General features: G+C 40.8%; 11 protein-coding genes. 3 read left to right on the forward strand and 8 right to left on the reverse strand.

Annotated elements, in window-relative coordinates:
• Positions 1–22: 22 nt before the first annotated feature.
• The gene (gene napF, locus WR49_RS06900) at positions 23–502 is read right to left on the reverse strand and encodes a ferredoxin-type protein NapF (protein ID WP_046223519.1); all 480 of its coding nucleotides are present in this window, start codon (positions 500–502) and stop codon (positions 23–25) included.
• 253 nt (positions 503–755) lie between these two features.
• Here napF and narQ point away from each other — a divergent pair, with 253 nt between their 5' ends.
• Together narQ and WR49_RS06910 are read left to right on the forward strand one after the other, a co-directional pair.
• On the forward strand, positions 756–2,486 hold the full coding sequence (narQ, locus tag WR49_RS06905; RefSeq protein WP_046223520.1) for a nitrate/nitrite two-component system sensor histidine kinase NarQ: 1,731 nt from the start codon (positions 756–758) through the stop codon (positions 2,484–2,486).
• Positions 2,473–3,105: a response regulator gene (locus tag WR49_RS06910; RefSeq protein ID WP_046223521.1), complete on the forward strand. Its 633-nt coding sequence runs from the start codon at positions 2,473–2,475 to the stop codon at positions 3,103–3,105. Before narQ ends, WR49_RS06910 begins: the two co-directional genes overlap by 14 nt.
• A gap of 222 nt (positions 3,106–3,327) precedes the next feature.
• On the opposite strand, the gene dcuC is transcribed toward WR49_RS06910, so the two are convergent.
• The 3 genes from dcuC to WR49_RS06925 form a co-directional block, all read right to left on the reverse strand.
• On the reverse strand, positions 3,328–4,695 hold the full coding sequence (dcuC, locus tag WR49_RS06915) for an anaerobic C4-dicarboxylate transporter DcuC (protein WP_046223522.1): 1,368 nt from the start codon (positions 4,693–4,695) through the stop codon (positions 3,328–3,330).
• A 308-nt stretch (positions 4,696–5,003) separates the two neighbouring features.
• Positions 5,004–6,068 (reverse strand): GGDEF domain-containing protein, encoded by a 1,065-nt coding sequence (locus WR49_RS06920; RefSeq protein WP_046223523.1) that lies wholly within the window; start codon positions 6,066–6,068, stop codon positions 5,004–5,006.
• Positions 6,069–6,550: 482 nt separating this feature from the next.
• Complete coding sequence (locus WR49_RS06925) at positions 6,551–7,693, reverse strand: acyl-CoA desaturase (RefSeq protein WP_046223524.1); 1,143 nt, start codon at positions 7,691–7,693, stop codon at positions 6,551–6,553.
• Positions 7,694–7,859: 166 nt separating this feature from the next.
• Between WR49_RS06925 and WR49_RS06930 the strand changes: the two genes are divergently transcribed.
• Positions 7,860–8,405, forward strand: a complete 546-nt coding sequence (locus tag WR49_RS06930) for a GNAT family N-acetyltransferase (protein ID WP_017058201.1) — start codon at positions 7,860–7,862, stop codon at positions 8,403–8,405.
• 229 nt (positions 8,406–8,634) lie between these two features.
• Here WR49_RS06930 and ylqF read toward each other — a convergent pair whose 3' ends face one another.
• The 4 genes from ylqF to WR49_RS06950 form a co-directional block, all read right to left on the reverse strand.
• The gene (ylqF, locus tag WR49_RS06935) at positions 8,635–9,570 is read right to left on the reverse strand and encodes a ribosome biogenesis GTPase YlqF (protein WP_017058202.1); all 936 of its coding nucleotides are present in this window, start codon (positions 9,568–9,570) and stop codon (positions 8,635–8,637) included.
• A 712-nt stretch (positions 9,571–10,282) separates the two neighbouring features.
• Positions 10,283–10,960, reverse strand: coding sequence for a helix-turn-helix domain-containing protein (locus WR49_RS06940; RefSeq protein ID WP_046223525.1), 678 nt, complete (start codon positions 10,958–10,960; stop codon positions 10,283–10,285).
• Positions 10,961–11,055: 95 nt separating this feature from the next.
• Entirely contained in the window at positions 11,056–11,937 is an 882-nt protein-coding gene (locus WR49_RS06945) for a hypothetical protein (protein ID WP_046223526.1), read from the reverse strand.
• Positions 11,927–14,311 carry a fimbria/pilus outer membrane usher protein gene (locus WR49_RS06950; RefSeq protein WP_046223636.1) on the reverse strand — a complete coding sequence of 795 codons (2,385 nt, stop codon included), beginning with the start codon at positions 14,309–14,311 and terminating at the stop codon, positions 11,927–11,929. Before WR49_RS06950 ends, WR49_RS06945 begins: the two co-directional genes overlap by 11 nt.
• Positions 14,312–14,353 lie beyond the last annotated feature (42 nt).

The raw sequence follows: 14,353 nt of genomic DNA on the forward strand, positions 1-14,353 counted from the left end.
AAATTGCTCTCGTTATTTTTATTTATGCATTACTCACAAGAATAGCTGAGGTTGGGCAAACTGCTACGCAGGCCCCACAACCGCTACACTCATCTAACTTGATCTTTGGTAGAGCAACACTGCCTGCTCTAAGTTGAAATTGAATGGCCATGGGTTCACACATGTCACCACAGCTTCGACATTCAACATTTTGTTGGGCTAAGCATTTATCAGAGATACTTGCTTTTGCTTGCCAAGGTGTTTCTTCCTTGGGTTTAAAAATTGGTTCAGGACAAACGTCTGCACACTGATAACAGAAGGTGCATTCATCGATAGAAAAGTCGACAGTAGGAAAACCACCATCGCCCACAATGATTATCTTAGTTTCACAGCTCTCGATACATTTACCACAGCGAGTGCAGTCATCTGCAAAGCTTTCTAGGTTATTAATCCAAGGCAAACGAATCTGACTTGAGTCAACCTTTCGTCTAGAGAATAGACGTCGTTTTGATAGATCTACCACTAAATACCTATAGATGTTGCTAATATGTTGTAACTGTAGGTCATTGTTTCATTAATATCTTGTCATTAATCCTCATAAGTAGTGTAGTTTTAGAAACAATTGTATAAATACCCCCTAAGGGCTAATTGGGGGGATATATTGTCTTAGATCAATAAATTACGAAGCGAGTGATCACATATTGAATGGAGCTATGATATTTGATGTGTGACAATACCATTTCGCTAGCTAGTTATTTATAAATAGGAAGGCTCTTTTGCTTATAAAACCGGTTTCATCTGTCACTAGTACAATAGCGAAATCATTGCTATTTATACTGCTGTTGTCGGTTGCGACTACTGGCTTTGCCATCTTTACTTTGGCTTCAAGTTTGAATGATGCGGAGGCGGTTAACGTCGCTGGTTCAATGCGTATGCAGAGCTACCGCTTAGCCCATGATATTCAAATAGAATCAGTTGATTATGATTCTCATATTCACGAGTTTGAGCGCTCGCTTTACTCTCCATCCATGACCAAGTTGGTCAGTTGGAATGTTCCTACGAACATCACAGAAGATTATTACTTGATCATTGGTCGTTGGCATGAATTGAAGCGTGTTTTGAATAGCGAAGATCGTAAGCACTATTTAGTGTTAGTCGAAAACTTCGTGAACGAAATAGACCATTTTGTTTTCAAGCTTCAACAATTCTCAGAGAATAAGCTGATAAAATTAGCGTGGGCTGGTGGCGTAGGGTTAGGTGGTATTCTCGTCATATCTCTTTTTGTTGTTCACTTTGTACGTAAACAGGTTGTTAAACCTCTCCATGCGTTAGTTGGAGCAAGTCAGCGAATAAAGAACAGTGACTTTGAGGTTCAGTTGGAAGTGACGAACAGCAATGAACTCGGTATTTTGACCAAAACGTTCAACTCAATGGCCAAAGATTTGGGGGTGCTTTACCGAAATCTTGAAGATGTCGTTGATGCCAAAACAGTTGAACTGCAAAATGCCAATCAATCATTGCAGGCGCTTTATTATTCCTCACAAGAACTCACAGTGACGCGTATTGCCCCAGAAAACTTTAGAGCGATCTTACAACACTTAGCTAGCCTTGAAGGAATCGAATCATTAAGGTTAGAGATTGTTGATAATTCAGGTCGGTCACTTATTCTGGATGAAGGTTACGACTCAAATTGTAACTATGAAAAATTTGAGATGAAGTTGGATGATAACGAACTGATTTTGGGTTATTTGTATTGCTCATATCATCATGGGCATTCAACAAAAACTTTGATTGAAAGCTTTATTCAATTGCTATCGCGAGCGATCTATTATAATCGTGCTCAAAAGAAAGCTGAGCAGCTTATCATTATGGAAGAGCGTGCAACGATAGCGCGTGAACTGCACGATTCATTGGCCCAATCTCTTTCATATTTGAAGATTCAAGTCACTTTGTTAAAGCGTGTTGTTAGCAAACTACCTGAACATAAACACAGAGAGCAGTCAGAACAGATAGCCTCTGAGATAGGGGTTGGTTTAGCTAATGCCTATACTCAACTTCGGGAGCTGCTCACTACATTTAGGTTATCTATCAAAGAAGGTAGCTTTGGAGATGCTTTGGGTACGATGCTCGAACAACTCAATGAGCGTACCGATGCGAAGATTAGTTTAACCAATAATCTTTCATCTATTGAACTTGATGCTCATAGTCAAGTTCACCTGCTTCAATTGATTCGTGAGGCAACAATAAACGCCATAAAACACGCTAATGCAGACTTGATAGATGTATGCTGCATAAATGAAAATGGTGAAGTATTAGTTGTAATTAAGGATAATGGAGATGGCTTTGATCCCAGTAGTTCTAAAATTAACCACTATGGAATGAGCATCATGCAGGAGCGAGCGGCAAGACTGAATGGCGACTTAACGGTTGAAGCAGCAAAAGGTGAAGGCTGTACAGTCATATTAAAATATAAAATTTTGAAGGAAGTTCAAGTTGACGATTTGTAAAGTAATACTGGTTGATGATCATCCATTGATGCGCAGAGGTATAAGCCAATTACTGAGCTTTGAAGATGAATTCGAGGTGATTGCGGAAGCAAGCAATGGCACTGAAGCGATCGCTCTTGCTCATGAAGAAGAACCTGATTTGATCCTGTTGGATCTTAATATGAAGGGGATGTCAGGGCTCGATACTTTAAAAGCGCTTCGTACTGATGGGTCTAGCGCTAACATTGTTATTTTAACTGTCTCGGATAGTCCTGCAGATATTGAAGCTATAGTAAAAGCAGGTGCTGACGGTTACTTGTTGAAAGACACTGAACCTGATGAATTGATTGAGTTACTTAAACAAGCGCATAGTGGCGACAAGGCCTACAGCGATGTTGTTGCTCGCTATTTGAGTGATACCGTCAGTCGTAAAGATATCTTCGATCAGCTGACTGAACGTGAAATGCAGATCCTTCAAGAAGTCGCAAAAGGTTATCGTAATAAGCAGATCGCTGATCACTTGTTCATTTCTGAATCGACGGTTAAGGTACATATGAAGAGCCTACTGAAAAAGCTACAGGTGCCTTCACGTACCGCCGCAACCGTTCTTTACCTAGAACGTTACGGAGAAATGAAGTAGGGCTTATTCCTTTGCAATTAAACTATTTTAAGCCGTACTGCTTAGTTTCGATGCCTAATTTACATGTGATCGCTTTTGTTGAAATCAGAACGCGAAGCTAAATAGATAAAAAGAGACACAAAAAAGCACTGACCTTATTAAGTTCAGTGCTTTTTTATTTAAGCATTTTATATCGGTACTGTGGTTCGTATTACTAAGCTGTTGCTCTTACGAACGTTAGGCTTACGCCGTCATTGGAACCAATACCAGCGTACCGAAGATAACCGTAATAAGACCACAAATTACGGGTACAGAAGTACGTTTAACGACTTCGAATGGACTAATTTTACCCATACCAGATGTAGCAACAACCACACCAGATACTGGAGAGATGGTACGGCCTAAGTTAGACGCTTGGAGCATTGGGATAATGAGGAATGCTGGGTTCAAGCCCATCTTAGCTGCCAGTGATGGAGCCAGTTCTACGAAAGCATAGAAAGGTGCGTTACCAGAGCCGGTCGCGATAGCCGCAGCAACCGTTAGGCCCGTTAGGATAAGCATTAAGGCAATACCACCAGCACCTGCCGATTCAGCAAGGCCGATTAGGTTATCAATCGCACCTATAGACATTAAGCCTTGAGCAAACACACCTGCCGCAACCAAAAGCATTACCACGCCTTTAAATGCTTCTGCCATACCTTGATAGCAAGAATCTAGGTCTTCCAGTGTTTTTTCTCCGTCGAATTTCTTAACAACGTAATCGATGAGCGCACCTACGAAGATAGAGCCAACTACGATGGTGTAGATATCAAGTGAAAGCCCCGGAATAGTGCGGCCGTTGAATAGGAAAACACCGATGATAGGTAGAAATGGTAATGCAGCGTAGAAAGCGGGTGCTGTTGTTTCAATTTCAGAAACGTCTACTTTTTCCATGGGTGTATTTTCTTTCTTATCTAGGTACTTGTTCCAGAAGAAAGCTGCAGCAGCCATCACAATGATTGCACAGATAGACACTGGTAGTACCGTTTGAACGGCAAACACATCTAAAGACATTCCGGATTTTTCAGCGGCAATAACAACATCACCAGATGTTGGTGAAAGGATGATTGCCGCAGGTGACGCACAAACCGCGACAGCTGCTGGGCGAGAAATACCCATTGCTGTCATCATTGGGAATAAGGTCGCCATCAACAACACCCCCAGACCTGTTGCCGAACTGACTGCAAGTGACATCAAACAAGCCACAATGTAAGCCGCTACTAGCAACACATAAGGAGATTTGATCACAGCAAGCGGTTTAGAGAACTGTTTCACTACCACGTTGTTCGCGCCGATGTGTGTCATGTAAGAAGCAAAACCACACAAAAGCATGATCTGCATGCCTAGGCCGCCACCTCGATATTGGAGCATGTACTTAACGAATTCTAGTGAGTCGGTAACCACATTACCTGTTGAAGCGACTTTAGCTGGTAAAACGGTATGGCCAATAAGGCCAGTAATAAGAAGTAGGGCAAGGCCAGCAGTCAGTAATACACCTGCTGCCTTGTAGCCTTTGACAATAAAGTAACCAACAGCGATGGTAATCACTAATCCGATCAAGAGCTCTAACATAGAAATCTCCGCAAAGTTTAAAAAATATAAGAAAGTGTTTCAGAATATGATCATGAATGTACAGAAAACTGCGCTGTGGCACGAGGTATAGTTGAGGTTGGTATGATCTAAAACAAACATTTTTTTTGATGTTAATTCTGGTTATAAATCATGAATAACTAGTGTTGTTTAGATGTTAATTGGTGTTTCTCTTTAGTTTAAAGAATATAGAACGGATCACTTTAAAGCACTTTGTAGGTGTGATAGACGAAGTCGATAGAATGTGAGAAGCTTTGAGGCAAAAGCATAAAACATTGCGATAAATACATTTAATTAATTTTAGTCCCTAGTGAGTTAGCCTGTGTTGATGAACAAGCCGTATCGTATATGTGTACTTGGTTACGACCATTATGTTTTGCAGCATACAGAGCCTCGTCAGCCCGCTTCATCCAAGTATCAATTTCTTCATTAGAAATAAGTTCAGCAATACCAATACTCAAGTTAATTTGACAAGGTGCTGAATTTCGCCCTGCCGAAACCAGGTTAGAGAAATGCTTCACGATATCATTTGCCTCTTTTTTTGAAGTATCAATCAGCAAGAGTAAAAATTCATCCCCACCAAGCCTAAATAAAATATCACTTTTTCGTGTGTTGGCCTTAACTGTATCCACTACTTCTTTAATGATTTGATCCCCTACATCATGACCGTACAAATCATTGATTTGCTTAAAATAATCAATATCAATTATTGCTATAGAAGATTTACTTGGCGACTGTTGATTTGGCATCTTCTTATCGGCTGCGTTTTGTAAAAATGTCTCCAGCTGATAGCGGTTAAATGCGCCAGTTAAAGAGTCTTTGGTAGACAGGTTACGAAGTTCATGTTGTAACTTACGAATGGCCTCAATGGCAAAGTGAGAGATGGAAGAGCAACAAAGCATCGCTAAAAAAAAGCGAAGGGTAATCGAGAGGGGTTGATGCTGTAAAGCCACCATGCTTGTCCCTAGGATAATAATACCATTGGTGGCAATAGCTAAGCGTTGAGGGATAACAAATACAATGGCTGTGATGATTGGAAATACCCAGTACGTTACAAGAGTTCCAAATATATCCACACTTAAAATAATCGAAAATGTAATAAGAGTTAGTGGGATCAAATGACCAATTATTTTTTCATGAAAGTATAAGGCGACATAAACTTCAATCAGCAAGGTAGCTAAAAAAGAGAGTAAAAATAAAGCGAGAAAAGCTTCACCAATAACAAAATTCTTGATGATCAATGGTAAGAAAGTGAGCATTGCAACTAACACGATAAACTTCAATACTCTTCTTTTATTATGCAAATCGAATAGAGCATCGGTGTCGCTGTCAAACATGAACTTACGTCTATTCATACCAAAATACCTTGTTATATTGTTCGTTGGTAAAGCAATAGTATGTATTAATGCAAACGTGCACATGGACAAAACAATCGCTCTTGAAGCTTTGCTCGAACCCAGTTGAATATCGTGTCAGCATCTACTTTTAGTTAAGCGTATTACGAGCCATATCACAATCATTATGTTATCTATACTCTGAAGTTGAGAAGTAACAGGGATCATTAGATGACTTAAGGCCATTCTGGCGTCTTAAAGCCTAAATATAAAGATGGTAGAGGCGAAGATGAATACAGATTCAGTAGAACATTGAGATATCTGTATTCATGTAGAGTGCGATTCTACAGATACTAGCATTTATAGAATCGTCATTGACGGGCTTAAGGCTGATAGCATTCGGTAATGCTCACAAAAAAGTCCTCATAGTAATATGAGGACTTTAAATAAGGGTTAAACAGCGTGGTTACTGGCGCATTAAGCGGATTGCCCTACTTTAAAAATTAAGCATACTGCTCTACCGTCATCGCCCAGTTTTTCTTCTGTTGCTCAAAATTCATTTTGATTTGCTGATAACGAACTTTAAGTACAGAGTGTTCGTATTTTTTCACCACGTCTTCGCGTTTGCTTTCAAGTAATTGTTTTTTGACTGCGTAGTATTCGTTCATGTTTGATACCAGTGCGTCGAACTCTTTTTGAAGCTTGTCTGCGATCTGCTGTTTGTCAGCGCGGTGCATGATTTTTTGTTGCGTCCGCTTCAGTAACATTGATGCTTCAGCTTTCTCAATACGTGCTTGAGGCGTTTTCTTAAGCTTGCTTGCTAAGCCCATCAATGAAGCACTCTTAATTAACCACTTTGTTGGATCGTATTGCCACCAATAAATACCATTACGATAGTCATTCTCAAAAATGTGGTGGAAGTTATGATAGCCCTCGCCAAAAGTAAGGACAGCAAGTACACCGTTGTCACGTGCTGTATTTTTATCAGTAAATGGTTGGCTACCCCAAATATGAGCGAGAGAGTTAATAAAAAATGTGGTGTGGTGGTTTAGTACCAAACGAACAGCACCCACAATCAATAACATCCCAATCACATCACCGTAAACAACGCCAAGAGTGATAGGTACGCCGAAGTTCATTAATAGCGCCAGCAAAATATAATTTTTGTGTTGCCACATTAAGATCTTGTCTTTCTTTAGGTCACGACAGTTTTCGTAATCTTCATACATTGAGGTGTTGTAGTTACGAATCATCCAGCCGATGTGTGAATACCAAAAGCCACGTTTTGCTGAATATGGGTCTTTGTCGTTGTTGTCAACATGCTTGTGGTGAACACGGTGGTCAGAAGACCAGTGTAGAGCGCTGTTCTGCAATGCAAATGCCCCCCCCAAAGCAAACAGAAATCTTAGGCTTGAATGTGCTTCAAAGGCTTTATGTGACCATAAGCGGTGGTAACCCGTCGTAATTGAAAGATTACAGAACGTAAAACAGATCGCCAGCCATATCCAGTGCCCCATATCATAGCCAAAAAAGTAGCCATAAACGGGAGCCGCGACAACAGCAAGCAGCATACTAAAAGAGAATACAAAAATATTAAGCCAGATTAATGGTGGCTTTTTTGTTGATGGTGTGTCGGCACTATTCATTAGTAAATTTCCATTGGGCTTACATCTGTGCGCTAGAATATCAGCGTACACGTGTAAGTCAAGATTGAAAGTGTAAACGTGTATTAGTATGTTTTGCTTAAATATTGTATAAAGGTAGTGTGAAATGTAGTAGCAAGTCATAAATGGAAGTACTAAGGGCTAATAAATGGAAATTAAGGTAGCTGAATATAAAGATTATGAACGAATCGCCCAATTACATGCGGATAGCTGGAAGCTATATTACCGTGGCATTCTCGCTGACGATTACTTAGAAAGTGACGTTTTAGAGGACAGATCTGTTATTTGGCAGACTCGTTTGATCAACCCTCCTTTTAACCAACATGTTTTATTGCTTGAAGAGGGCGGTTTACTGGTTGGTTTTGTCTGCGCGTTTGGTAATCATAACTTTGAACGTGGCACGTTCATTGATGCATTACATGTAGACGATAATTATCGTGGCCGGGGCATAGGTAAGCGTTTACTGTCTGAACTATCTAAGTGGTTGAAGCAATATTACTCGGATTCAGGACTTTACCTAGAAGTGATGTCTGAAAACCACCAAGCCATTGCATTCTATGAAGCGATTGGTGGTAAAGAAGAGCTGGAACAAGTTTGGAATGCACCCTGTGGTAGTCAAGTGAATGAAAAAGTGATTTCTTGGGAGTCGCCACAAGATCTTGAACAGAAAACTGCTAGTGTCGTTTATTCTTAAGCGACTTTTGCGTAGGCAACTCTGATCTTAAAATGAAGCGTGACTGGATTAGATAAAGCCCCAAACCTGCTAGGTTTGGGGCTTTCTCGTTTAGTGATTATCTTGCGTTTTTGTGATTGAAAACGGCAAGTTTTATAGACTTTTCAGTATCTAATTGAGATTGATGACCTGAAAGACGACATTTACGCTCTATCGAATATAGAGCGTGAATACGTTAGAGGCAGGTTGATTAACGTTTGTTCTTCAAGTAACGCTTACGACGTTCTTCTTTCTTCTTAATTTGTTGTTCGGCTTTTAGAGCAGCAGCTTCTTCAACTTCGACCAGCTCTTTAGTGATCATTTCAGGTAGCTCTAGAGTGACTTTACCTAAAGTACCGTTGCGCAGTTCGTGAAGTAGAATTTCAGAACATTTGTGAAGGTCGATATGACCACCTGCACGAAGTGCACCACGCTTACGACCAATCGCTTCCATCAACTCGATGTCAGACTCTGGCAATTCTTCGATTTGGTAGCGTTCTTTAAGTAGATTCGGGTACTGTTTCGCTAAGTATTCAACCGTATAAAAAGCAACTTCATCGTATTCCATTGCTGTATCTTTAACAGCCCCCGTTGCTGCCAAGCGGAAACCACTGTGTGGGTTTTCTACTTTAGGCCAAAGGATTCCAGGAGTATCTGAAAGGATCACTCCGTTTTGCAAGTTAATGCGTTGTTGGCGACGAGTCACTGCCGGTTGGTTACCCGTTACCGCGATTGTACGTCCAGCTAAGCAGTTGATAATGGTTGATTTACCTACGTTAGGGATACCCATGATCATCGTGCGAATGTTTTTACCCATCTGTTCACGGTGCGGTGCTAGCTTACGGACTAACTCCATAACATGGTTAACTTCTTCTTTAACGCTGGTGGTAATTGCAATCGCTTTAACACCTTGCTCTTTCTCGAAGTGCTCAATCCAACGCTGAGTCAGTTCAGGATCCGCAAGGTCACGTTTGTTCAACACTTTTACACAAGGCTTATCGCCGCGCAGTGAAGAGATCATTGGGTTTTCACTACTGAACGGAATACGAGCGTCCAGTACTTCGATAATCACATCAACCTGTGGGATAACTTCTTCGATTTCTTTGCGGGCTTTATGCATGTGTCCCGGAAACCATTGAATAGACATAGAGATAAACCTTGATAAATATTTGCTGCACATTGTAAGGGTTGGAGGATACGTGTAAAGGTATATCTATCCGGTCTTCAATTAGCTCAGTGAATTTGCTTGAAGTATAGGCGACTTGGTGATGTGTTTTAGCTTAGGTTGACCTAATGAAGGTGAGATCCGTTACTGTTGTGAAGTATAGAAAGCCGCAATATCTTTTAAGTCTTGAGCGTCGAGTTTACTCCGTTGTGTTTGCATCATCTGAGCGTTAGTACCTAGTCGACCTCGGTTTGGTGAGCTTTCATTGTGTGATAGAAGTAAGTTGAATCTTGACCAGAAAGTTTGGGTAATCAATGTTACTTGTTTCCCCCTCGTGGGGTTATGACAGAAAACGCAACTTGATGACTTCATTTTACCCAGTTCAGGATCGTTAAAACCAGAGGATGAAGGCTAGGGGAAAATAGTCAGTAATAGTAAAGCGAAGGATTGGTAAGTCATACATTAGTGTACTTTTTGCTCTGCTAGGTAAGTAGAATGGTTTCAGAAGTGATGTTTTGATTTGTGAAATGTAATTAAATCACAGGTGATACGATTTAGATTGTGTTTATCAGTTTGACAGAGATACTATGAGCGATTATTAATATAAGCTTATCTTTTCAAAGGTTTAAACTTTAATATGTTCTATTAGCAAAATAATTGTGGGCCTTTCTTATATTTCCGACCATAACTTCAGCTATATTTCTGGTTGTATAGTAGTTTCTAAACTATTGATAAAATATGCTTTTCTTATCGCTTCTTTGCGATTTTTGACATTTATTTTTTTATATATATTGTATACGTGTGTCTTTACCGTACTTTCTGAAATAAATAGTTCTTTTGAAATTTCTAAATTTGAATCTCCTCTAATCACGCGTTTGAATATTTGAACCTCTCTTTTCGTAAGGCTAGATAGTATTACTTTCGACTTGAAAGTGTAATCGTGTCTATTAGATAGAATATGTGACATTAACTTTCTCGGTAGCCACAGATCGTCGTCACACACTGTTTTTAAACAACGGCTAAGGTGATCAATAGGAGCATCCTGATAGATGATGCCCTTTATATCAAACAAGTTGAATAACTGTATTACGGTAATACTCTGTCCGGTAATGTCTGCGGGTACATCATAAACTACCCATTTATTGGATTCTATTTTTGATAAGATGATGTTGATATGTTCGATATTTTCCAATAGCAAGTAGCTAATAAGGACGACATCGAAAGTTTTATGGTTACTCGAGCGTCCAATGCTTGCCAAACATTTACTGCTAAAAGAAAAGTCACTGTATTTTTCTATTTCGCGATGAATAAACTGGTTGTTAATACCGTTGTCACCTATTAGGAGCATCTGCTTTAAATTATTTCTACGCATAACTTATTCCGAGCCTGGTAAATCATGTTTTGATTTTATGACGTTGTGTTTTATAAAATTGAGCTCTACGGCTTAATTTTTACATAATTGCACAATTATGGTTGCTGTGAAAGTCGAGGTTCAATAGAAATTTGTAATATATCGTCATATTGTCCTCCTGGTTTGTTCTCTGTTTCACCAATGAGAAAATTCAAAGAAATAGGTTGACCAATCGTAGCGGAAAGACGTTGAATTCTTGCATCCAGTTGCTCAAGGTTTATTCTGTCGCTATCGAGGGAAAGTTGGTATGGAATATCCCATTTAGTCTCATTAGATTCATGACGTAGCATCCCTTGATGAGATGACTCGAATACGATGGTATAAGCTGTATTACTTTGAACCCATAGATTAGGTGCAGAGCGAATAATCTTGTTTGAATATAATGTCCCTAGATCAAGGTCATAATGTTGTTGGGGTAATCCATAAAAATGAATTTTAGCAGCAGGCGGAACGTTAACCGATACCGGGATGGAACTAGGGCTAATTTCTATTTGTTGACTATTTGATGTATAAGACGGCGAGACTTCCAATAACCCCCGATAGGTTCCTGATGCTAACCATTGTTTGCTCGGAAATCGCATTTGTATCGTTGCAGAAGGTTGGCTGTCGGTTAATGATAAGTGCCATTGATTAGCCACTGGCATACCGATCTGTCCACTCCACTCAAAGTTGAGTTTGTCTTGGTTTGACCCTTTTAACGAGCGACTTGTATCGTTAAGCTGCAAAATTAAGCTTAAGTTGCAGGGTTCGCCAATTATGTTCGCATCTATACGGTAAGTGTTTATTGTTGCGAATGTGCCTGCGCTGAAAACATCATATTGTGATTTCGATGAGACGGGTTGAATAGTCAACGCACTAGCTTCACATGCCAATGCCGAAGGTACATGGTTTATGGCGATGAGGAACAAGGATCCCCAAAGTACTTGTTTATTCGACATACACATCTCCTAGTCTTATCAAGTTGTCACTGCGTTCACTTAGGGTAATGATGACTGATTCTTGCTCTTTAGTGTCGAGTATCAACTGGTACTTACCGGGCTTTAATCCAGAGATTGCGAATATGCCGTTACGATTGGTAAAGAAGTCAATCGGCAACTGTTTTGCATCACCAAGGTAATGTGCTACACCAGCGACAAGTGAAACAGGGTTGTTACTTTGACGATCGAATAGCTTGCCAATAACAGTTAATACGGCATCAGAGCCGATCTGGAGTTGGAAGCCCCGTTTATAACCCGGCTTAATCCAAAAAGCGCCGTCACCTAAGTCATATCCTGGCGGCAAGTTATCGACCTCGTAACTGACTACTTGGCCATTATAAGCAACAAGGTCTGGGACCATAGCACTTGCATCTCCTTTTAGGTAAACGCGTGCGTACTCACCATCTTTTGTTGGGTCGACAGCCACGTCATTTTTTGCGAGGCTTTCGTGCTTGCTAACAATAGCAAATGCTTCGCGCACTGGTCTGCCGAGCGTCACAGATGAACCTGCAAAAGCAAGGGCACTACTTATAGTTACATCAGTACTGTGGTTTCGTGTCTCACCACTAATATCTTCAAGCCGCGAAGCGTGGGTCGCGTTTAATTCATAACGGTTGGCCGTGTAGTTAATACCAGCATCCATATCGGCATCCGTTTCTTCGTTAGTAATAACACTCGCAAACGCCGACACCCCCCCTGTGTTACCAATGTTATTTTGATAGCTGTAATCTAAGGCGGCTTCATTGAGCTCTGTGGTGTAACGACCGACAACACGAGTTTGTCGACTCAGAGGCCAGCTTATGGTGACAGTAGTGCTGATATCATCGTCTTCGCTTTCATTATGCCGATAGTTAACGCGTGCACTCCAAGTAGCGGGAGTATCAAACAGTCCGTCCGATAAACTCGGGCTAATCAGCCAATAATCGTTCTCTTTGTCTATTCCTGATCTGTAATTGAGGGTCATGGCGGCACGTAAAGACTGACCAAGGTAAATGGAGCTAAATGTAGATACATAATGGGTGGTTAAGTTGATATCGATATCGGAAGCATCTACCCCTGAGACCCCAGCAAAATTGTTGGTCAGATATTCATAACTCACACTCAGTTGTGGGGACAGCGTATTCGTATTGGAAAATTCCGCATCGAACGCAAATTTGTAAGCGTCGCCAGTTCCAAATGTAGGGTGTTCGCTACGCGAAGCATTGAGTTCAGTGACGCCCCATGTAGAAGCGAATAACGCGGTAGCACCATATTGGTAAAGATCTTCACGGGTTTGGAAGTTGGTACCTAACGTTAACCAAGGATTAATACCCACATCGACATAACCATGGAAAATGCGCTCGTTGGTTAGGTATTCTAGTTGTCCATTTTGTAATTCAGAAGGTGCTCCATACATGACGCTATATTCAAACTCACCGCTATTGAGCAAGTCGTTCCCGGTCGCAACAGAGAACTCGATGCGTTCTTCATTCCCGGAGCGGTCGGTGATGACGAGTACAATATCATTGCTACCTTGCGCCAAGGGTATGTCACTAAGGTTATAGCTACCGGCGCCTAGCGTTAATCGCTGGACGGCAATCCCATCTATATAGACATCGACATTTGAAGCTCTTTGAAGTGTGAATGATTGATTGGCCCGTGGTCGTGCATTTCTGGTTGGAATGAGTGTGAAATCTCGAGTTAAGCCAATACCAAGTATGTCGGTGCTGTCCTGAAAAGATTGACCACTGTTGTACATATCGCCGAGTACAAGTCGTGTGCCTTGTTCTGCAAAGTCAATATTAAGACGAGATCCTTCTCTTACGTATCGCGAATCTTGTGATGAGCTGTTTTCTAAATAAGATTCATACTCAAAGTTTAGAAAACCAATGTTAAGTGCTGAGTCAAACTGACTGCGATAGAGGTCCTGCCTTGACGAATTCTGATCGACATATTGGCTCTCATTAGCCGAAAGGGCAAAGTTAACGTATCCACTAAGTAAACTTGGCTCGGCATAGTTATAAAAATCATCTGCACCGTTCATAGACAATTGCTGGGTTAAGCTAAATTCAGGCGGCACTGTCACGATGCATTCTAATGAAGAGAAATCGAAACTAAGGCCTAATCCTACGCTCTCAAAATGATGCTGGGACAGCATTTCATCGTCTGTTGTGTCATTGAGTTTCCCAATACCTTCTTGAGTTACGACGGAAGAAAGGAGAGAAAGTGTACTTTCCTTTGGTAACAAGATCTCGTTGTTTGCGGTAATGATAATGTCCGCTTCCCCCAGTATGGTGTCACTTATCCTTAGCAAAGAGGTAAGTTGAATATCTCTCCCTGTTGGATTCAAGACCATTTCCCGGCCCCAAGCTGCAGGGCTTAAGGCGGCACAATAAAA

Origin of the sequence: Vibrio sp. ECSMB14106 (genome assembly GCF_000972265.1) — a bacterium.
GTDB classification, from domain to species: domain Bacteria; phylum Pseudomonadota; class Gammaproteobacteria; order Enterobacterales; family Vibrionaceae; genus Vibrio; species Vibrio kanaloae.